We start from the raw sequence: 22215 nt of genomic DNA, 5'->3' as shown, positions 1-22215 counted from the left end.
GCTTAATTGATGAAAATGATAAATGATAGATTATAAGTCGTAATTTAGATTGACTGATAATGATATATAGTCATATACTGCCTGATTCTGCGTTAGGCGTAACATTTTTTCAAGTCCGACTTGTCGGATGAATAATCAAGTGTGGTACGGAATTCAGGCGGACAAGCACAATGTGAATTGACTTGGAACAATACAATTATTATGCCTCTTTATCGCTATGCGATTGATCTGTCAGTTATTTCACGACAAGCAGACAAACGCGTTTATCATCAGTAATTATTAAGGTTTAGTAGAAATCGCTATGAAACGCACTTTTCAACCGTCTGTATTAAAACGCAATCGTTCCCACGGTTTTCGTGCTCGCATGTCGACGAAGAACGGTCGTCAGGTTTTAGCACGTCGTCGTGCAAAAGGCCGTACACACCTAACTGTATCTTTCAAGTAAGAAAGATTATCACCGGATGGTTGCGTTCGCATTTTCAAGAGAATTACGGCTGTTAACTCCTAAGCACTTTGCTTTTGTTTTTAAGCAGCCTCAACGGGCTAGCACGCCGCATGTTACTGTTCTCGGCCGCCTGAACACACTAAGACATCCCCGTGTTGGCCTTACGGTCGCCAAAAAACATGTAAAACGGGCCTATCAACGTAATCGGATCAAGCGCTTGACGCGAGAAAGTTTTCGCCTACATCAGCATGCTTTGCCACCCATGGATTTTGTGATTATTGCTAAAAAAGGTATAGCTGATTTAAATAATCATGCCCTGACGGAAATATTAGAAAAATTATGGTGTCGCCATCATCGCTAGGCTCAAAGCTACCAATTGGATTGATACGTGCTTATCAGCTTATCATCAGCCCATTTCTGGGGCCTCATTGCCGGTTTAGGCCCACATGTTCAGAGTATGGAATTGAGGCAATACGTAGGTTTGGTGTATTAAAAGGTTGTTTGCTGACATTAAAGCGCGTATTAAAATGCCACCCTTTGAACCCAGGTGGAAAAGACCTCGTTCCACCAACAAACAATGACAACTAGAGAATACTAACGATGGATTCGCAACGCGATCTTCTTGTCATCGCTCTGCTGTTCGTGTCTTTTATAATCTGGCAAGCCTGGCAAACAGACCATATTTCTACGCTTACCGACAAGGCCATACAACAGACCGAGAACACTACTACCCTAAGCTTAGACAGTCAGAATATGTTAGCAAATAGTGAAGACCTCATTACGGTTCAAACCGACGTGCTTTCACTAAAAATTAACACTCGCGGCGGTAACATCGAACAAGCTTTCCTCCTATCTTATCCTGATAAATTGAATTCGCTACAGCCTTTCCATCTACTTGAAACATCACCGGAATTTGTTTATCAGGCCCGAAGCGGTCTGATCGGAAAAAACGGTTTGGACAATCCCAACGGCGATCGCCTAATATTTAGGACGAACAAGAACATCTATATTTTGGCGGACAACCAGAATGAATTGTACGTTCCGTTGACCTATACTGCTTCTGACGGTGTGATGTACACCAAAACTTTTATCCTTAAACGCAGTGATTTCGCGTTAAATGTCAATTATAATATTAATAACGTCAGCGCTCTACCGATTGAATTATCGTTGTTCGGTCAATTGACGCAATCCATTAATTTGCCTAAGGCGTATGATACTGGCAGAAATAACTTTACGCTGCATACTTACCGTGGTGCGGCCTATTCCACCACAGACAATAAATATCAGAAGTATAGTTTCAAAGATATTAAAGACGAGAATCTATGCGTCAGCACCGCAGGCGGCTGGATCGCTATGCTTCAGCAGTATTTTGCTACGGCCTGGGTGCCTTTAACACCGGGGGAAAACACCTTTTATACCAAGGACTTAAGAAACGGTTTGGTAACAATCGGCTTCAAATCTGCTCCAGTCACCATCGCGGCTGGCAGCGAAAGAGAACTGAAAGCTGCATTATGGCTCGGTCCTGAAATTCAGGACAAGATGGCGGCCATTGCCCCGCATCTAGATCTGCTTGTCGATTACGGTTGGTTATGGTTTATTTCTCAACCGCTGTTTAAGCTACTGGAATACATCCATAGCTATATCGGAAACTGGGGATTTTCCATTATTCTTATTACCTTCATCGTGCGTGGCATGCTATTCCCTTTGACCAAAGCACAGTACACTTCGATGGCTAAGATGCGAATGTTACAACCGAAACTAGCCGTGATGCGCGAACGCCTAGAAGGCGATAAGCAACGGCAAGGTCAGGAAATAATGGCGCTTTACAAGGCGGAAAAGGTCAACCCGCTAGGCGGTTGTCTGCCGTTGGCAATCCAGATGCCTATCTTTCTCGCATTGTATTACATGCTTTCAGGTGCTATTGAATTGCGTCATGCGCCGTTCGCACTGTGGATAAAAGATCTATCGGCACAAGACCCATACTACGTCTTGCCGATTTTAATGGGTATTAGCATGTTTTTTATCCAGAAGATGTCGATTACCACTGTTGTCGATCCTCTTCAGAAGAAGCTCATGACTTTTATGCCGGTCATTTTTACAATATTTTTCCTGTGGCTCCCTTCAGGTCTAGTATTATACTATACCATCAGCAACTTAGTAACTCTCATCCAGCAGCCACTAGTTTACCGTGGCTTGGAAAAGCGCGGCCTGCTGCATAAACAGGATAAAACAACCAAGTAAAGCGAGCCTGGTCACATTGTACGCTGATGATATCTAATATTTCTGCCTTTAATGAACAAAAGGCTTGACAAGTCAGTAATATGGGCATGTGCCATTTCCGGAACCATTCATTGCCATATTGACGATAATCTAGTGTATGTCTGATTGAAACGATTCAATAACAAACAATAAAGCTAACACGCTTTCAAACACAGCTTATAAATGTAGCGTTGCGCTTCTGATACAGAATAACCATTGCATCAAATTTTGTCGTCTGCACTATAAATAAAGTCACGACTTCGGTCTAACATAACCGCCTTTATTTTTACAACCGCGCTTCACGGCGTAAATCGAGTGTTTCCATGATCCAGACTATTACTGCTCTTGCTACTCCGCTCGGACGCGGCGGCATCGGCATATTACGCGTCTCTGGCTCCTTAGCTGTCCAGGTGGCTTATGCGATGTTGGGGAAACTGCCGAGACCGCGTCAGGCTGAATATCTTCCTTTTCTCGACGACGACGGCGTGTCACTTGATCAAGGCATCGCGTTGTTTTTTCCCGGTCCTCACTCTTTTACCGGCGAAGATGTCTTAGAATTGCAAGGCCATGGCGGCCCAGTCATATTAGATTTATTGCTACAGCGTATCATCGCAATACCAGGCGTGCGCATTGCGCGCCCAGGCGAGTTTTCAGAACGCGCTTTTCTTAACGAGAAAATAGATTTGACCCAGGCAGAAGCTATCGCCGATCTCATCGACGCTAGCTCTGCCCAGGCCGCACGCTCAGCGACCAATTCGCTACAAGGCGCGTTTTCAAAGCGCATTCATGAATTAGTGGAAGCGCTTATCAAACTACGTGTCTATATCGAAGCAATTATCGATTTTCCCGATGAAAATATTGATCTCCTCTCTAAGGATGTAATTGAAGCGAGCCTAAACGATATTATCGAAAATTTAGAACAGGTACGCACCGAAGCGCGCCAGGGCAGACTTCTACGAGAAGGGATGACAGTAGTGATTGCTGGTAAACCGAACGCCGGTAAATCCAGTTTGCTTAATGCACTGGCGAGACGCGAAGTAGCGATCGTTACTGATATTGCAGGCACGACTCGAGACGTGTTGCGTGAACATATCTGCATAGACGGTATGCCACTACATATTATCGACACTGCCGGACTGCGTGACGCTAGTGACGAAGTAGAACGTATTGGTGTCGAACGCGCCTGGCGCGAAATCGAACAAGCAGACCATGTACTATTCATAGTAGACGGCACCACTATCTCCCCTGACGACCCTGATATGTTGTGCCCGGAATTTATTAACCATTTCCCACCTGAGATGCAGGTTACTGTGGTGCGCAACAAAGCCGATCTGACAGGAGAAAGCGTCGCTATTAGCGAAGTAAGCGGCTATTCAGTTATTACACTCTCCGCCAAGTCTGGCGTAGATATGGATCTGCTGCGCACCCATTTGAAACAGAGAATAAGTTTTACCGGCGGCACCGAAGGGCGCTTTTTGGCCCGCAGGCGTCATCTTAACGCGCTAGAGACCGCAGCGACCCATTTACAACATGGAAAAGCACAGTTAGTGACTGCTTATGCTAACGAGCTGCTGACAGAGGAACTACGTTTGGCACAGCAGTTTCTGAACGAAATAACTGGAGCATTCAGTTCAGATGACCTACTCAGCAGAATTTTTTCCAGTTTTTGCATCGGGAAATGATGTCAATATTACTTGGCTTTTTATTCCGCTGAATCTTCAGTAGATACAACACTGCGCTAATTAAATTTACTCTGATTGCAACTACATGATAATCTTCAATAGGCAATTAAAATAAAAGTTATGTGTGAAACACATATTTATGTATATCCTTTTATTTTCAAAATGCATATACCAAAATTGCTTGTGATCTTCCTCCATTATAGTACAAGAAATGGAATTCGATGCAATGATCATTCGGCATCGAGAGCACAATGCGACATGGTAATAAATAGTTTTGGATGCAGGGACACGGTAGCTGATAATCTCGTTATGAGTTAAAGACAAGGGTGGTTTGTCCTTTTTTTTAAACATCAATCAGTACATCTTTATGTGATATCACGATAAGATGTAAGGATGGGTTTGAAGCAAGAAATCTACAGATGCTATAGAGATGATTAACGCTATTCGGCAAATTCAATATAGGCTTAGAAGCTTAACGACTATTAAAGTTCAGTTCCTTTGTTGCAATTATGGACATTCGGGAAAACGGTTAATTGACAAGCATAAAGAGACCTATGTGAAACTGGATAAAATCGCCTGGCTTAATGTTAAACGGCTTATGCGCTTGCGTACTCGTTCCATTGGCCTGGTCATCTCTGATATGGAAAAGATCAATACACCCGTATCGTTAACTATCTTGAATGCCAGACACGTCGGTGCGCTATCAGCTATTTATCACCTGTCTGGAAGAACAGTCGGATAAATGAGACGTGCTATGTGGAGAATCTCTCCAGAGGCACAGAGATTATTATCTCTGCTGCCTTGCCGCTGACGCGTCCGTTTAGCGCTGGATCAATGACGTTATTGACCTTGGCCGTGCTCTAGATCAGCGCGCGCTTCATAAGTTTTGTTGACGTAGATGAGAAAGATGCGGAAATCTTATCCAAGGAACTGAGTCAATTTCCTGGGAAGGCACGTGCTGTATCTTAAGCATTACTGGAGTTGTCAGCAAACTTACTGACGCACATAGAGATTTCGGCGAGACTGGGAGAAGAAACCGCGTAAGCCGGATTTTTTCTATGCTAGCCATGAGCGTTTGGCGGTAGCACTGGCGCTATGATGTTTGTTATCCACCCTTTCAGGGATGATTGATGTTACATTGAGACGCAATAGATAATTGCCAACTTCTCTGGATATCGCTACTTTTGGCGAAATGAACTTCTGGATTTTCTAGAATGTCCGGTTATGGGGGTTGTACAGCGACATAAAGAAGCAGCAACGTGAGCGCTGGAGCTGGTGCTTGCTAGCCATCAATGAGTACACCAGCCTAAGCTGGGTCAGACGTGTATTCGCTCTTTAGCTTATTCCAGCGCAGTCAGCTTAGCTATATCAGCCGAAATTAACTCTGCCTCGGGCTGTGAGGGAGGTTGACTCAGCTAGAGTAATGAAAACAATCTAACAATAATCCAAGATTACACTATCATGCTGCAATATAGTTCAAACAGCCAAGCCATAATTTCATTGATCGCGATTGCCGGCACTCGCAATAGCAGCAATTGCTATCGTTAAGCAAATTCAACAGAGAATTTTACATAACTGATGTATGATCTATTTATAGTATCTAGTTAGACTAGAATAGTCATGTAGTAAGCAAAATAACAGATAAAATAACATAACTTAAATTTATATATTTTAGACACACAGTATGTAGAAAAGATGGCTATACATGGTTTTTCGCCACTATATATATTTAAGACTCAAAGTATGATTGAAATTTTCTTAGAACTATGCCGACGTGATAGATGCATGATTCAACTAAATCTAAAATATGTAACTATATTTTCTTGAACTCGTAACAACCTCTAGTTATTTTAATAATCAACGAGGAAGTTATGGAATCACGGGAAAACGGCAAAAAACGAGTCGCGGTGCTATTCGGTGGCCAGTCCACTGAGCATGAAGTGTCGTTGCGCTCATCAGTGAATCTTATTTGTGCCATAGACCAAAAAAAATACGATTTAACTCTTATCGGAGTAGATAAACATGGACGCTGGACGTTGTGCGATAGACAGGCCTATCTGTGCAATGCGGACGATCCAGCCGCCATCCGTTTGGCACCACCGCAGCGCTACCTAGCTGTGGTGCCCGGTCAATTTGGGGCGCAGCTGATTGATGCCGCTAATGCTCAGCCATTGCCGCAGATTGATGTCGCTTTCTCTGTATTGCACGGCGCTAGCGGAGAGGACGGGTCGGTACAAGGCCTGTTGCGGGCACTCAACATTCCCTACGCTGGGGCAGATATATTGGGCTCGGCGGTATGTATGGACAAAGACATGACTAAACGCGTTTTACGCGACGCCGGGGTGCCGGTGACACCCTCGGTGACGCTGCTACGTAATGTCGATGTTGCGCCGGATATCGGCGCTATCATCAGCCAGCTGGGTCTTCCACTGTTTATTAAACCCGCTAGTCAAGGTTCTTCCATAGGTGTGAGCAAGGTGATAACCCGCGCCGATTTTGAAGCAGCATTGGCACTGGCCTTCCGTTATGGCACTAAAGTGCTAGTGGAACAGGGGATAAACGGTCGAGAAATCGAAATCGCTGTGCTGGGAAACAATTCTCCTGATGTTAGCGTCTGCGGTGAGATCCTTGTCAACGACGAATTTTATGCCTATCACGCTAAGTATCTCAATGAAGCGCAAGCAGGTCTAGTTATTCCAGCAGCACTGTCAGTGTCCGTCGCTAATACTCTCCGGACAATGGCACGGGAGGCTTATCAGGCGCTCGGCTGTAGTGTGATGGCACGGGTAGATTTCTTTTTAAGCGACCAAGGCAAAATCTTACTAAATGAAGTTAATACCTTGCCAGGTTTTACCTCAATCAGCATGTATCCTAAGTTGTGGAAAGCTAGTGGGTTAGATTATCCCGATTTAGTCGATCGCCTGATCGGGCTAGCACTAGCCCGCGCCACTACGACTAGCCTAAACCAGATAGAACGCTGAAACCATGACTATATATTTATTAACTCAAACAAGCAGTCGCTGGAAGATAGAATTAACGAAATTATCATCAAAATGATTACTTTATCCATCCTGCATCCTTTCGTGACTATGCCAGCCCAATATCCACTTGATCGCTCAGAACTATTGGCAGATCAACTCAAGCTCTAGTTTTATCTGCTCGCCTATACGAGCTTAGCCGTTGTCGGCGGTAAGGTCTCCGACCAGGCCAGGATACGTGATGCTAGCCTAGACGATGTTGTAAGCGTTTAGATCTTATGTGTCTATTCCGAGAGCATACAAGCAAAGGGGAATAGCGATATACTGACGTTCAGCGATCAGCATGACTTGCAGACTGGTTTTTAAAGTGCAACTAATTCCGACAATATAACTGTGTATATTGTGACGGGTCAGAAATATATCGTTAACATCTATTATTTCAATAATTCACTTAACCGTTAAAAATGGACGTATACCTGTCAAAAATGATTTTAAGAAAATACATGAATCAGATTATCTATGTTACTAGCCCAGAGAGTCAGCAGATACATGTCTGGAAAATGGATCACCAAGGTACGCTAACTTTACTGCAAGTTATAAATACTCCTGGGCAGGGGAAATCAATGGTCATCCATCCGGCAAACACCTACCTCTACATTGGCGTCAGCGTTCGTCCGTCTTTTAGTGTAGTTAGCTATCAGATTAATGAACAAGGGTTGATAACCGAAACCGGCATAGCCCCGCTGTCGGGTAGTCCGACCCAACTGACCACTGATTTGCATGGCAAAACTCTGTACAGTGTTTCTTATAGCGGCAGTTGTCTCGACGTAAGTCCCATCGACGAACAGGGCATTGCTGGCAAACCGACGCAGACCTTAAAAGGTCTAACCCATTGCCACTCTGCTAATGTTGACACCACAAATCAGGTACTTTGGATACCTTGCCTGAAAGAAGATCGCATCCGGCTTTATACCATTGGTAAATCTGGTTATTTGATGCCCCATACACCAGAAGCATTAGACAGCGTATCCGGTGCCGGGCCACGGCATATGGCCTTTCACCATGGCGGCGATTACGCTTATGTAATTAATGAACTAAACGGTACGGTCAACGTAATTGCTATAGATTCTATAGGCGTCAGTTCACACATCGTGCAAACACTAGATATTATACCAGCTGGTTTTAGAGCCAAATGCTGGGCAGCAGATATCCATATCACGCCAGACGGTCGCTGGCTCTATTGCTGCGATCGCACCGCCAGTATCATCAGCTACTTTGCGGTATCTAAAAACGGCGAAAATTTGCTTCCGTTGGGTCATCAGGCAACAGAAACTCAGCCACGTGGTTTCAATATCGATAGCCAGGGCCGGTTTTTAGTGGCAGCCGGGCAGAAATCACACCATATCATGGTTTACGCTATCAATACGCAATCCGGCGCGCTGATACCATTGGCGCGCTATGTGGTGGGACAAGGGCCGGTGTGGGTGTCCATCTTGGGCGCATTGCCACTCGCTTCGCGACCCACTGCACCTAGGTCCAAGCTTAAGTCATAGTTTTTCGCCGGGAAGTGTCGACGAGCCGTCTTAATCAATGGTCAGTGGCGGTTAACGATACGTTGACCAGGCTTGGAATGCACGTTGAAGCCAATCAACGTGGCTAGTTGCTTTATGCACTTTCAGACGATGCACATCCAGCGCATGTACAGTTCAGCCGAATAATCGATTACACCACAGGTTTTGCTGCACCTTTTAAAATCAAAGAATAAAAAATTAGAATGCTAATTGCAGTGTAAAAATAGTTGTATTTACTAGTAAAATAAATTTTGCTCGTTCTGGCAAAAGTGTAAACCATTAATTTTTATGTTATAGTTACAATAGTGTAGGATTGCCTGGGCAATATTTATTTTCGCTACCCTCACCCCCCTTTAGCTTAGGTGATTCCAAGAACAGCTTAAGAACAAAGAAAGCTAAGGATATAATAAAATCGGGATCCTCTTTATGTTCTTACACTCCTTAGATCTCTACTTGCACGATAATATGTCAAAGCACCCTAACGTCGGGATCATAATATAAGGAACGCCGGTATTGGAATACAATCAGAATTGCATGCGAGCTTTATGATACCTCTAACAGCGCTCTAGCTTTGATACCAGATCGGCTATCACAGTAAATATACTGAGCTTACACCGTTTCGCGGATTTGCCTCCGGAGTGCATGCCGAAGAGCGGGGTGAAACCAACAGGAATTCACAGTATCACATATGACTGAATTGTCGCAGGAGTTGAAGCGGCTATTATGACTTTTAATAACTGCTATGGAAAATGTTATTCCAAACTGGTTCTACGGCCCAGTAAATATGTAGAGCCTGCCAGTGTGGCAAGGCGCAGAAGTTATAGAGCTGTATTTGCGCAAGAAGCGCCTTTTTCTGGACGTACGCTGTTATTCGTTGCTAACGATCTTACGGATAAAGATTGGAAAAGTTTATGAGCCTTCTAATAATTGAATCAAATAGGATAGCAGCTATTGAAAGTAAAAAAAGAAAAGCCAACGGTTTGTCCGTTAGCATTATAGATGCTTTTGCGGCGTTTGTTCTAAAGCAAAGTAATATGATTAATATTATCTCAATTTTACACTGTTATCTGGTCCGCCTATCATGATGTCTTGACTTGATGTAATATTAACGTAAAGATTCTGATGATTAGTTAATACAATGTTGTCGAATATTTAAAGTCGCTAGTAAATAGAAATGATATTCTTTGGATACACGATTATCATTTATTGCCATTTTCCAGCGCTTGTCACATAAGTGAGACATAGAAAACTGAATTGGTTTTTCTTACATATTCCTTTTCCTATTTCTAAGAGTTTTAATGTGTTGCCCGGCGTAAAGAGCTGTTGACAAAGCTTTTCGAATTAACTTTTGTTAGGAATTCATTGAAAATTTAGCGTTAGTGACCACAAAAGCTGGATGGTGATCGTCTCGAAAACTACAAGCGTAGATTTACCTTATAAGCGTTGAGCTAGGGAATATTCAATAAATTAGTAGAAAAGTTATTGCTGCCAAAACTTGCGCATCTGTACGATGAGATGTTGATCGTCTCAATTACCCTAAAGGGTTATCAGAGCGCTTTCAGACCTATAAGACGCGTCGCGGTAATACCCGCAATTTCAATTGCGCCAATGTTACAAGACGATGTACAAGCGTATCAAGGATATCCTTGCACAAGCTGGAAACCGAATCCGATCGTATCAACGACCCTTTTTCAAAGTCAGAAAAGACGCCGTCATTGTGAGATGGAGTTAATAACGCCGTTACGAGACGGGAAATTAGGTGGCTAAAGATATATTACGTCCCAGTGTGTTAATTCTGTCTCGCTTTACCGTCGAGGCCAATGAATTGGCCTAGGCGTTACTGATAAATCCTATGACAGAGACAGCGCTGCTTCAGCGTTTGATAAAGAACTTTAGTATGCTAATTAGCGAACGCAAAGCACACCAGCAGGATCGTACACTGACATCAGTCTTTCGTGACCAATTTACACTATCTCTTTAAGGCTTGAAATTATCGGACAAGTAGTTATAGAGCTAGAGACTGTCGTCGCGAGTTCATGGCAGGCATGGACGAAACACTGCAAAATATCCTTTTCTTGCAAGCATTGCGATTCGATGTACGATCCAGGTCGAAATCTTGTAACAATGGTTCTTTTAATATTAGCCCAATGATTTTCACTTTGCCTACAACAGGATAATATGTCAGTGTACTTTCGCTGCAGAACATTCCGATCTCGTTACTTAACATGGATTCCCAACTTTATGCCGTTCTTGCTGGAACAAGCTTTCAATGAATAAGAATCGACAACAAATCTTGGTACGTTGGCTAGGATCGCAAAGTAAGTGGATAAACCGCTGGCTGAACCTTTCCCGTCTTCTTGGCCTAATAAGCGCTGTTATTATCGTTATACAAGCCTGGGTACTAGCTAGTGTGTTACAGGCGTTAATCATGGATGACGCCCCGCGCACTACTTTAACCGGTAGCTTTGTTGTTCTAGCGTCGTTATTTGCGCTGCGCGCAGTGGTTAACTATATCCGTGAACAGGTAGGATTTATCGCCGGTAGTTTTTTGCGCCGTCAAATTCGTACCCAAGTGCTAGATCGCCTCGCGCGTTTAGGGCCGGCCTGGATCCGCGGAAAGCCAGCTGGAAGCTGGAGCAGTATGCTGTTTGAGCAAATCGAAGATATGCACGACTTTTACGCCCGCTATTTGCCACAAGTGTCGCTGGCGGTGCTGGTACCGCTGATGATCCTGATTGTAGTGTTTTTCATCAACTGGGCCGCTGGGCTGATTTTATTGTTAACCGCGCCGCTGATTCCGCTATTCATGACACTGGTCGGAATGGGTGCGGCTGACGCCAACCGACGCAATTTTTTAGCACTGGCGCGCCTGTCGGGCTACTTTTTAGACCGGTTACGCGGGCTAGACACTCTTCGGCTCTTCTTTCTCGCCGAAGCTGAAACGCAAGAGCTCCGCCATGCAACCGAGTTATTTCGTCAGCGTACTATGGAAGTATTACGACTAGCCTTTCTTTCCTCTGGAATATTGGAGTTCTTTACCTCGATCTCCATTGCTATAGCAGCAGTGTATTTCGGCTTCTCCTACCTGCAAGAGCTACATTTCGGCAGCTATGGAACCGGCGTTACGCTTTTCTCCGGTTTTCTGGTCTTGATCCTATCGCTGGAATTTTTCCAGCCGTTACGTGATCTTGGAATGTTCTATCACGCCAAAGCCAAAGCGGTAGGCGCCGCGGAATCTTTAGTCTCTTTTTTAGAACATGACGATGAAGCCCAAGGGGCCGGTAGCGAAACGCTAGCACCAGGACCAGTGAGTTTACTCGCTTGCGATTTATGGGTGCTGGCGCCTGACGGTAGCGAACTCGCCGGACCGCTGAACTTTTTTCTTCCAGCGGGTCAGCAAGTAGCTATTGTCGGCGCCAGCGGCGCGGGCAAAAGTTCTATTCTTAACGTATTGCTTGGATTTCTGCCCTATCGTGGTTCGCTTAAAATCAACGGCCGAGAGCTGCGCGCGCTCGCGCCAAGTCAGTGGCGTGAACGATTAAGTTGGATTAGCCAGAATCCGTCGCTGCCAGTGGCAACATTGCGCGACAATATTTTGCTGGGCGCACCATCTGCAGACAATGCTCAATTGATGCAGGTGGTGAATGATGCCTATATAGCAGAATTTCTTTCTGTACTGCCAAAGGGACTGGATAGCGCCGTTGGCGAAGACGCCGGTCTGCTTTCCGTGGGTCAGGCGCAGCGTGTTGCCTTGGCTCGTGCACTGATCCGGACCCCAGACCTGCTGTTACTTGATGAACCTACCGCCAGTCTAGATATACACAGCAAGAGATTAGTGATGCATGTTCTGAAAAGCGCCAAGCGGCGTCAGACCACGTTATTAGTAACGCATCAATTACAGGCCATTACAGATTTCGACGTGGTCTGGGTGATGCATGAAGGCACTATCGCTCAACAAGGCTCTTACGCCGACCTTGCCGTTAGTGATGGGCCATTGGCCGATTTGATTACTTTTCGAGCGCAGGAACTGTAGCTATGCGTGCATTATTACCCTATTTGGCCCTCTATCGTCGTCACAGAGGACAACTTGCCTTTGGCGTCCTGCTCACCATCAGTACATTGTTAGCTAGCATTGGTCTGATGATGCTCTCCAGCTGGTTCCTTGCCAGCGCGGCGACTGTGGGCACCGCCAGCCTGTACAACTTTAACTATATGCTACCTGCCGCCGGCGTACGCAGCGCGGCAATTATCCGCACTGTCGGCCGCTGGGCGGAGCGAGTAGTCAGCCACGATGCTACCTTCCGTATATTACAACATCTGCGGCTTTATATTTTCACCCGTATTCTTCCTCTTGCACCTGGCACAACCGCCGATTTGCGCAAGGGAGAACTGCTTAATCGCCTAGTAGCAGATGTAGATACGCTGGATCATCTTTATTTGCGAGTTATTTCTCCTTTGCTAGGAGCACTGCTCGTCACGCTGACCGTAGGCGTCGGACTTTATCTATTGAACCCTCGAGCAAGCTTGATCCTTAGCACGATAATGTTAGTTGTTTTGACTTTATTTCCGCCGTTATTTTACCTCGCTGGCAAACCGATAGGGGAAGTTCTGACCGCTCTACGCACAGATTATCGTTTACAGCTTACTACTTGGCTTTCCGGAAATGCCGAACTCACTTTATACGGCGCCGCTGAACGCTACCGCTGCCAACTTACGGCTATTGAAAAATGCTGGCAGACGCAACAGCGTCGTCAAAGCAGCCTAGGTGCTGGCGCGCAATGTTTATTGCTGATGATAACCGGCCTAACATCAACCGGTATACTATGGCTAATCGCCGATAACATAGAAGGCGATGGTTCGGCTGGTCCGCTAGTAGCTTTATTTGTTTTTTCAACACTTGCATTGTTCGAGGCATTGAATCCGGTAGCTGGTACGTTTCAACATCTTGGACAAGTCATTGCCTGCACCGTGCGCCTAAACAACCTTGTCCAACAGACGCCAGTAGTGTTCTTCCCCGAAGCTGGCCCTTCGCCAGCAGCGAGTGTTTCTCTCAGCGTCCGTCGGCTACGGTTTTGCTATCCTCATCAAATCGTAGCCGCTATTAACGACTTAACCATAACAGTCACTGCCGGCGAACATATTGTTCTCCTTGGCCATACGGGCAGCGGAAAATCAACTTTCTTGCAATTATTAACCCGCGCTTGGGATCCCAATAATGGGGAAATTTTGCTTAATGACGTGCCGTTGCATAAGTGGAGCGAAAGCGCGCTGCGCGTGATGACTGCCGTGGTAGGGCAACGCGTCTATATTTTTAGCGCCACGTTACGCGATAATCTCCGTTTGGCAGCAAAGAACGCCGACGATGAACAACTGCACTTCGTAATACGGCAAGTAGGTCTTGATAAACTTCTGAAAGGTGATGGGCTTAATGCCTGGTACGGCGAAGGTGGGCGGGCTCTTTCCGGCGGTGAACAACGTCGTATAGGTATTGCTCGCGCACTGCTGCGCGATGCCCCGTTGTGGCTGCTCGACGAGCCAACAGAGGGGCTGGATGCTGTTACCGCACAAAAAATACTTCACTTGCTTAGCACACTCGGCCAAGGACGGACAGTAGTTATTGTCACACATCGATTACAAGGATTAGAACGTTTGGACCGCATTTGTATTCTAGATCGCGGCACTCTTATCGAACAGGGCAGCCATCAGACGTTAATGGCGCTTCGCGGACATTATTATTACTATCATCATCCTATAGAATTATACTAGTTAGCGATATGTCTGCATATGCACACGGTTGCTGGTCTTCAGAGTAATTTATCGCTGCAGCGGTTACTTTTCGCCTATCTGACAGAGATTTCTCTCATTATTTTACCGGCAACAGCATTTTGTAGTTGTCGTTGGATTCTTGTGTGATGCTGTGTACGTGCACGTTCTATCGTAGCCGATATTTTAGCTGCTTCTCGCCGAGAATTTCCTGCGCCGAGAAAGGCGCAAAAGGCAGATGATGCAATTTCAAAATCATTCAAAAATCATTTCTTTACATAAAAAGGGTATTCCGGCATTATTATGCTAGTTAAGCGTTATGGTTTTACATCTAGAGGGTTCGATGGTTGAAAGAAGATAATATTGAAATGCAAGGCACCGTACTGGATGCGCTCCCTAATACCATGTTTCGTGTAGAGTTAGAAAACGGACATGTAGTTACTGCACATATCTCTGGTAAAATGCACAAGAACTATATCCGCATACTAACAGGTGATAAAGTTACAGTTGAGCTGACTCCATACGATCTAAGCAAAGGTCGTATAGTATTCCGTAGTTGCTAAAATTTCTGAGTGTGTTTTCGGTTATGACGGTGATGATATTTGTATAATACACGCAAGAGGGGATACAAGTTACACAAAACCACGTATGCACTTTCCTGTTACTGAGTGGTCTTTGCGAAATTAAACAAGTGGAAATAGTACCACTAAATCTTTGCGATAACTTCTCATGCGGAAAAGAGAATCCTCCTCTGCTAGGCTTTAATCAGTAACCAGGCAATTATACGTCACCTGCTCTAACCATTGAGCTAATAGTCAAGTAAGTGTTGTAATGATTAGTGCACGTTAGAAATAGATAAAGAATAATAGAGGCATCTTCATGCCGACGTTGTTTGCTAGAGAATGTCGTCATAAGTTAAAGATAAGCATGCCTTTACATATCACTGCTCTTTTCACTGGGTATATTTTTCTAACTGTCAATCTGACTGGCTGTTGATGATTTTTTAATTTCCGGTAGCAGTGATTGTCTCTTCGCCGACTGTGGTTGTTTTTAAGCGAAGAGAATTGCCATTAGTTTGGCAAACTGACCTTGCTCGCCACACTAATCATATATGCTATGATATATATACTATACAAACAGCGAGATTATTGCTTGACGGCGCTGAACTTCAATGTATTACACCATAAGCGGGCCTAGACTAATGCTCTTTAGTTGGTTGTTGGAATCGTGCTAACATGTGATATCCTTTGCCGTTTTGCGTTAAGTGAGCAAGCTAGTGCTTGCTATACTTTCACAATTTTCTTAATTTTTATTTATCGAGCTGTTGCTGGGCAAATACCCCGTATCAGGATTTTCCGATAAGCTGAAGATGGCAGGGTAACAATAAATTGTGATTACTACCCTAAGACCAACGCGTTTCATGCCATAGCATGTTAAATAATTAATCCAAAACGTTAACCTGCCACACAAATGACAGTTAGCAAGATTCAATGTGTTCCCACACATAGTTTGGTCAACACCAATTCATGGACTAGTAGCAAAAGCTAATTGCCGCAAAACAACAAGGCTACATCTCATAGGTACCCTCAATCGATCTTCGATGAAGATACGTCCGTCTGCTACAACACATTTGCTTAATGTAAATTTATATGTAATAACACCTCACGCAGAATTGATTATCAGAGAACGCTGTGCTTAATTGTGGCTCTAGATTTAACAAATAGTCGCTGCGCCGGCGTTAAGAAAGAGTTGAAAGCATCGAAGGTGCTCACCTTCATCACGCGCTGGCAATCTTGAGTGTACAAAACTAGCCTGTTCGCTAGCAGCTAGTTGATGCGAGCGAGCACCTCTACGTACGCGCCGAAAGGCTTTTCCGTTTAACGCACGAAGCAAACAGCACTTTCGATACCTATTGGCGTTCATCGGTGTTTCTGTCAAGGTGCTGACCTATTGATAGTAGCCCTACTCTATCAGGGTGGCGGCAGGCATGTGCCTATTTTAACCGTAAGTCGGCATCAGTCCTCTCGACCTGTACTGGACCAAAGAATCTCGCCGGTTTGCACTAATATCAGTTGCAAATTGAGCGTCGGCTGTTTCACGTCGCCGACAGCGGCGCTATAAAGCACATATTTCGCGTTGAGGTAGCGGGCCAGCCCTACCGCTTTGCTACGTGATTCCAGATTATCGTTAGCGGAAAGTCCTAACGTCTGACGTGCCGTGTTTAATTGATTAGCGTCGATAACACGAAATTTTTCGCCGCCGTTCTCAATAAGATTGGTGAGCGCTGCCGTAGCTTTACTAGTCTGCATGCTACCTTGTGTGGTATTGTGCATAGTGTTGACTAGCAGCACGCTACCGTCATTGATTCCTTCTACCGCAAACATTTTCTGTACTAGAGGTAACAAACTAGACTTCCAGTCTACGGTATTGATTTTCGGTAGTATAGGCATCGGTTCGCTAGTGGCTGGCGGCGGATGTATCGGAACTGAAATCTGTGGAGAAACAGATTCGATAAATGTTGTGGACGGCGCAGGCTGTCTGGAGGCGCAGCTAACTAATACCAGCGCTGCGAGGACAACTGAAGCTCTCTTTTTCACTAAAAACTCGGCGTTGATTCTTTATTGCAAAAATAAATAGAACACGTATGCGTTTCAACTACGGATTATTATTCACCGCTTATATTTCTCTTTGCTGTTAGATGTTTCGATAAAAGCGAAAGGAAAAGTATTCAATCTTTGCACATCATATCAGTAAACATGATAATATAACCTCATTAAGGGACTATAGTCTTTGTAAACACTCCGGATTCATACTTGATAATTGCTGCATATTGATAATAAGGGGCGAAATCACCGTTAACTCTACTACAAACTGGAAACAGCGACAGCGCCATATCAAGATATTAAACACATGTTTCCCCAGCACATCAGGTTACCAGAGGTCCAAGCGGTTTGCCTCCTAAAAGATGCATATGCAAATGAAAAACTTCTTGACCACCATGGTGGTTGCAATTTACGATCAACCGGTAGCCCTTTTCGGCGATGCCTTCTTGTCTGGCGATTTTTGCCGCGACAGTAAACAAACGTCCAAGTCCTGCTTCATGATCAGCGGTGATATCATTAACAGTGGGGATAGGTATGTTTGTGACAATTAAAATATGACTAGGTGCCTTAGGTCTGATATCGCGAAAAGAGGTAACTAAATCGTCCTGATAAAGAATCTCAGCGGGAATCTCCCGTCTGACAATTTTACTGAAAATAGTTTCTTCGGTCATGACGAAGTTCCTTGTTTCCTAACTGGTAGTAACTAGAATATGAGCGACGAACTCTCTGCTTTTCAATCGGCTGCGCTTTATTAAAATAGATTCATTGACCGTGACTTAGATTACTGGTAATAGCGTATATATTCATTAAATGAACGTATCATGTATTATCGCTAATTTTAAAAAGCAAACAGTTTTACAAGAAAGACGTTTAATGTAAGTACGTAAATTCAAGGTCTTCTTATTCTATCCGTTGAGTATATTTATGTTCACTACATAGCTAAAACTTTATAAACGGGCATGTACTAGTCATGTAACCACTATCATCCAATATCAGTTACTACCTAACAATAACACTAAACATTTTACTGATTGGTTATCTTCTAATTTTTAAAAAGCATATACTCGAGTCTAAAATAGCGTCACTATGTTTAATATTAGCTTCAATACTAGTAGATTTAAAACGTTATATCCAATCGAAATGCTAATAGCATTTGGCTGCATGTTGTAGTCGTTATCTATCGATGTAGCAGACGCACAATAGTTTATAGTCACAAGGACAATTCTCGTTAGTTACGTTATGTTTATGATCATGTAAAAAATGAGCTTTCTCATCTGTCAGAGCGCAAGACTATTGATCAAATTCAACATAACTTTTACATGACTGAACATGACTGTTTTATTATAAGTTCTTATTAGACACAACTGATCACATAGTAAGCAATATATTCTCAATAAATAGAGCAGTATGCTTTAAACTTATGTATTTACATTAGACGTTTTCTCATACAACTATTTTCTTCTTAAAGTTAAAATTTTGTATAACAAGTGTAAGCAATGTCAACGATTTAAACAGGATAATCGCAAACGAGAGGCGTGAAAATTAGTAGCTCTGACTTAGAGTATTCTGGACTGATGTTGAAGACCGATCTTTAATACTATCGCTATGTTTGTGACGATTCTACCAGTAAAGGAGAAACTTTCTCTTCCGTTAGGGTCTAATACCTCACTGTCTGGAAAAATTATGCCGGTGGACTTAGATTTGCTGGCGACGAGGTATAGCATATGTTACACTAATAGTATGTTTGAGTTACATACTAAGTCGCCTGACGGCAGTTCAAAGCGAACTGGTACTAAAAGTTCTTTGTATTACTGTCGGCTATCACAGTTAAATGTGCCTGATGGGGTTATAAGTTGATGACATCTCTTAAAATAGATTGACTAACGTGGTGAAGTACTATGCGCTCGCATTACGGTGAGTGGCGCAGCTTGGTAGCGCAATACGTTCGGGACGTATGGGTCGGAGGTTCAAATCCTCTCTCACCGATCAATTTTATGTTGTGGTGTGATGCAATAAACTGCACTTTTTTGCATTAATAGCATATGTAACGTTAGCGCTTTTCACGCCCTATGGGCATATCTCGAACAGTGAAAACTGCTAACGCGATAAAGGCAGCACTAAGTTGGCAATGCTCACCGTAGGATTTGAAACACTCTTGCAATATTGGTTTTTCTATTAGACAACAAAGATTTGTCGAAATAGCTGTAGTTGTGACTCCCTTTTTTAGGGCATATCAAAGCCTATTGATGATTGCATAAAAAATAATTCCTTATAACTGATGCATGGTCTTTGGGTTGTTGGACATAACCGATTATGTAGTGAGCAAAAAGGATAGAGAAGTCTTTATTTCTCTGCTGTTTATCGCTATGTACCGGTGCTTGGAGCGGTAAGCCGACACACTGAGTATTACCATACCGCTGCATGGCTTTTATTACTTGTACTGGATGCAAGAAGAAAAATGGCTTGCCTGATAGATGGTGCTGCTATTGTAGGCTTTGCTCAATCTAAAGAGGAATTATGAGCGCTCAGATTGTAGTGTATGGCAGATCAGCTACTGATGTTTTAAGCTGCATTACGGATAAATACCACGATAGCGATGGGACGCATCTCTTTCCTTGTCATAAGACAAGGATGTGGCTAAGACTAATAGCATTTAATCAGTAAGCATACCCGTCATAGTAAAGGTGAGGCATTTTTGGTTCAATGTAGATTAACTAGTGGACAGGACAGTCAAGTTGTAGTCGACGCGATAATCAGTACATGACCGACAGTACTGTCGGTCATGGTACCATGAACCGCACACACTAAAACCGATAGAAACTGGAATATCGACTAAGATGGATGAGAACCAATGCTGACGCTTTTGACCAGCATCTGCTGTTTTCGGAGAAAAAATAATATATAGAATAGAAAAGCAATACAGTCATTATAGGTTTTGCTATAAAAGAACATCAACTGCAAAGTTGCATGGTATTACGTCTGATGATATAAAACAAGGCTTGATAAACAACGAGGTAGTCACGTAAAAGATATGTTAAGCATAAAACAGCAACGGGACCGTTCTTATTATACATAACATAGCATTGTTGGTTTGCTTTATAGCACAAATTTTTTTGATTAAAACTTACCCTACATCATATCAGCATATCTAAGCAAATCGATGTACAACTACCTCTTCCATTTTGCCTAAATAAGAACAATCAACACCTGCCTTTAACTCGTAACTACAATCTCTAAATCAGCGTTATATTCAGTTCGCCTTGTCATAGAGCGTTTTCGCTAAAATCTTAGGTATACAATAATAGAAAAACGACTTTTGAATCGTCCTAATTTGCAATTACCGAAGCCTTAATTGATAATAACCTTCGCTCGTTGAAATGAGCTATCAACGGAGGCTTCGTGGGTGCTCTCGCAACACTACCTTGTGAACTCGGTCAGGTCCGGAAGGAAGCAGCTGCAGCAAGAGACGTGTGTGTTGGGATGTCGCTGACAGAGCCTCCACCTATTTCGGTGCTATTCGAAACCGCTCCTGCTTTCAGCGAAAATAGAAGACAACCAGTTCCTATCGTTAACTCATGGTGAGAGTCTTTAAGTATATGAGACATGCTGCTGTCAATTATGCCATACTAACAATGTTTATTAGATATACTATTTTGTTTATTAAAGAAAAGTGTTAATCTCGGTGCTTAAGTATCCTATTCAGGATCGTCTGTGATATGTTTTTATTTCAAGGCTTCGATGAACTTTAGCAAACTGATATCTTCCTTTTAGTTATAGTTGGACTATGCTATCTCATTTATCTTTATTATCGATGGCCCTCAAAACCCATACCCGTGGGTATCGCTTATGCTAGCTAGTCCGGGTCAGGAATCATTTTTATCGTCATCGTGAATGCTTTCTTATATGGACAATGGTTAGATGCCGTAGTAATGTTTGGTATCGCTGGTATTATTGTTAGCGTTATAATTGTTAATCTTTTATAAAAACAACTGAATATTGATTAATCTTATTATGTTTTAATTTAAGTATTCGAGAATGCAAAATGAAACCATCAAGACAAGATTCAGAGGATCATCATATTAAACTCCGTCCATTAGAACGTGAGGATCTGTATTTTATTCATCAACTAAATAATAATGAAATGATGATGCGGTACTGGTTTGAAGAGCCGCATGAAGCGTATGTAGAATTAAAAGATCTTTATCAAAAAAATATTCATAATACTAGCGAGCGCCGGTTTATCATTGACAAACTAGGCGTAAGCGTTGGACTGGTCGAGCTGGTAGATATTTATCATATTCATCGGCGTGCCGAGTTTTCCATTTTAGTGGCACCTGAGCATCAGGGTAAAGGCTACGCTAGCGTTGCAACGCATTTAGCGCTGAATTTCGGTTTTATGGTTCTTAATCTGCATAAATTGTATTTAATTGTTGACGAAGAAAATACGAAAGCCATCCACATCTATACTAAGATGGGCTTCAAGCAAGAAGGGGTTTTGCTGCAAGAGTTTTTTATCAATGGCCAATATCGCAATACGTTGCGGATGTGCCTATTCCAACACGAATATCAAAACGCTCTTGCTGCGGCGCGTGAGCTTGAGTCCGGACATGACAGAGATGCCGGTCACACAATGTCCGAGCGGACATGATAACAGTTGCTTGGACAACACTACATCTAACAGGTATAGTATGATAGCATATGGGAAATTGTACCGTTAATCAGGTAGTCAAGAAAACGAAAAAGATATCTTGCTATATTGCCGCCTCAAAAGAGGCGCAAGGGCTCGTTACTTATTTCACATCGGATAATAACTTCAGCTATATACTAAAGGTCGACACCAAAATTGCGTCTTTGCACCCAGAACCTACGTTGCTATATCGTCGAGACGATAGATTGATCCATGCCTGTAGTTGA

At 43.4% G+C, this 22215-nt stretch carries 14 protein-coding genes, 1 tRNA gene and 1 other RNA gene; 14 read left to right on the top strand and 2 right to left on the bottom strand.

All coding sequences use genetic code 11. From position 1 onward, the window contains the following. The first annotated feature begins 301 nt into the window (after positions 1-301). The 11 genes from rpmH (at position 302) to infA (ending at position 15261) form a co-directional block, all read left to right on the top strand. Positions 302-445 carry a 50S ribosomal protein L34 gene (rpmH, locus tag A4A68_RS01135; RefSeq protein ID WP_067565628.1) on the top strand — a complete coding sequence of 48 codons (144 nt, stop codon included), beginning with the start codon at positions 302-304 and terminating at the stop codon, positions 443-445. A 16-nt stretch (positions 446-461) separates the two neighbouring features. Continuing rightward, positions 462-806, top strand: a complete 345-nt coding sequence (gene rnpA / locus A4A68_RS01130) for a ribonuclease P protein component (RefSeq protein WP_067565625.1) — start codon at positions 462-464, stop codon at positions 804-806. Further along, positions 785-1033, top strand: a complete 249-nt coding sequence (gene yidD / locus A4A68_RS03190; protein ID WP_082800147.1) for a membrane protein insertion efficiency factor YidD — start codon at positions 785-787, stop codon at positions 1031-1033. The genes rnpA and yidD overlap by 22 nt, the downstream gene beginning before the upstream one ends. Before the next feature lie 12 nt (positions 1034-1045). Beyond that, the gene (yidC, locus tag A4A68_RS01125) at positions 1046-2686 is read left to right on the top strand and encodes a membrane protein insertase YidC (RefSeq protein ID WP_067565622.1); all 1641 of its coding nucleotides are present in this window, start codon (positions 1046-1048) and stop codon (positions 2684-2686) included. A 341-nt stretch (positions 2687-3027) separates the two neighbouring features. Then, positions 3028-4386, top strand: a complete 1359-nt coding sequence (gene mnmE, locus A4A68_RS01120) for a tRNA uridine-5-carboxymethylaminomethyl(34) synthesis GTPase MnmE (protein ID WP_067565619.1) — start codon at positions 3028-3030, stop codon at positions 4384-4386. Positions 4387-4942: 556 nt separating this feature from the next. Further along, positions 4943-5128: a hypothetical protein gene (locus tag A4A68_RS03465; protein ID WP_158648172.1), complete on the top strand. Its 186-nt coding sequence runs from the start codon at positions 4943-4945 to the stop codon at positions 5126-5128. Between the two features lie 1129 nt (positions 5129-6257). Next, the gene (ddlA, locus tag A4A68_RS01110) at positions 6258-7367 is read left to right on the top strand and encodes a D-alanine--D-alanine ligase (protein ID WP_067565613.1); all 1110 of its coding nucleotides are present in this window, start codon (positions 6258-6260) and stop codon (positions 7365-7367) included. Positions 7368-7867: 500 nt separating this feature from the next. Continuing rightward, entirely contained in the window at positions 7868-8917 is a 1050-nt protein-coding gene (gene pgl, locus A4A68_RS01105; RefSeq protein WP_067565610.1) for a 6-phosphogluconolactonase, read from the top strand. Between the two features lie 2287 nt (positions 8918-11204). Then, positions 11205-12968, top strand: coding sequence for a heme ABC transporter permease/ATP-binding protein CydD (gene cydD / locus A4A68_RS01100; RefSeq protein ID WP_067565607.1), 1764 nt, complete (start codon positions 11205-11207; stop codon positions 12966-12968). A 2-nt stretch (positions 12969-12970) separates the two neighbouring features. Continuing rightward, a complete protein-coding gene (cydC, locus tag A4A68_RS01095; RefSeq protein ID WP_067565604.1) occupies positions 12971-14701 on the top strand; it encodes a heme ABC transporter ATP-binding protein/permease CydC in 1731 nt (576 codons plus the stop codon). 344 nt (positions 14702-15045) lie between these two features. Continuing rightward, entirely contained in the window at positions 15046-15261 is a 216-nt protein-coding gene (gene infA / locus A4A68_RS01090) for a translation initiation factor IF-1 (RefSeq protein ID WP_082800146.1), read from the top strand. 1452 nt (positions 15262-16713) lie between these two features. On the opposite strand, the gene lpoB is transcribed toward infA, so the two are convergent. Further along, positions 16714-17295, bottom strand: a complete 582-nt coding sequence (gene lpoB, locus A4A68_RS01085; RefSeq protein ID WP_082800145.1) for a penicillin-binding protein activator LpoB — start codon at positions 17293-17295, stop codon at positions 16714-16716. Positions 17296-17624: 329 nt separating this feature from the next. Next, positions 17625-17972 (bottom strand): purine nucleoside phosphoramidase, encoded by a 348-nt coding sequence (gene hinT, locus A4A68_RS01080; RefSeq protein WP_067565598.1) that lies wholly within the window; start codon positions 17970-17972, stop codon positions 17625-17627. Positions 17973-19213: 1241 nt separating this feature from the next. On the opposite strand from hinT, the gene A4A68_RS01075 reads away from it, so the two are divergent. From A4A68_RS01075 to speG, 3 genes are all read left to right on the top strand, one after another. Continuing rightward, positions 19214-19287 (top strand) — tRNA-Pro (locus tag A4A68_RS01075). A 1412-nt stretch (positions 19288-20699) separates the two neighbouring features. Next, an RNA gene (ffs, locus tag A4A68_RS01070) (signal recognition particle sRNA small type) lies at positions 20700-20796 on the top strand. A 547-nt stretch (positions 20797-21343) separates the two neighbouring features. Next, positions 21344-21949, top strand: coding sequence for a spermidine N1-acetyltransferase (gene speG / locus A4A68_RS01065; RefSeq protein ID WP_067565595.1), 606 nt, complete (start codon positions 21344-21346; stop codon positions 21947-21949). The last annotated feature ends 266 nt before the right edge of the window (positions 21950-22215 follow it).

This window comes from Candidatus Doolittlea endobia (assembly GCF_900039485.1).
Lineage (GTDB): Bacteria > Pseudomonadota > Gammaproteobacteria > Enterobacterales > Enterobacteriaceae > Doolittlea > Doolittlea endobia.
Note: the sequence above shows the minus strand (reverse complement) of the source record. Positions and strands in the feature narration are given on the sequence as shown.

Bases quoted from the DNA above. Each gene is read 5' to 3' on its own strand.
- cydD (WP_067565607.1), top strand. From the start codon at position 11,205: ATGAATAAGAATCGACAACAAATCTTGGTACGTTGGCTAGGATCGCAA.
- pgl (WP_067565610.1), top strand. From the start codon at position 7,868: ATGAATCAGATTATCTATGTTACTAGCCCAGAGAGTCAGCAGATACAT.
- speG (WP_067565595.1), top strand. From the start codon at position 21,344: ATGAAACCATCAAGACAAGATTCAGAGGATCATCATATTAAACTCCGT.
- cydC (WP_067565604.1), top strand. From the start codon at position 12,971: ATGCGTGCATTATTACCCTATTTGGCCCTCTATCGTCGTCACAGAGGA.
- rpmH (WP_067565628.1), top strand. From the start codon at position 302: ATGAAACGCACTTTTCAACCGTCTGTATTAAAACGCAATCGTTCCCAC.
- hinT (WP_067565598.1), bottom strand. From the start codon at position 17,972: ATGACCGAAGAAACTATTTTCAGTAAAATTGTCAGACGGGAGATTCCC.
- yidC (WP_067565622.1), top strand. From the start codon at position 1,046: ATGGATTCGCAACGCGATCTTCTTGTCATCGCTCTGCTGTTCGTGTCT.
- ddlA (WP_067565613.1), top strand. From the start codon at position 6,258: ATGGAATCACGGGAAAACGGCAAAAAACGAGTCGCGGTGCTATTCGGT.
- rnpA (WP_067565625.1), top strand. From the start codon at position 462: ATGGTTGCGTTCGCATTTTCAAGAGAATTACGGCTGTTAACTCCTAAG.
- mnmE (WP_067565619.1), top strand. From the start codon at position 3,028: ATGATCCAGACTATTACTGCTCTTGCTACTCCGCTCGGACGCGGCGGC.
- yidD (WP_082800147.1), top strand. From the start codon at position 785: ATGGTGTCGCCATCATCGCTAGGCTCAAAGCTACCAATTGGATTGATA.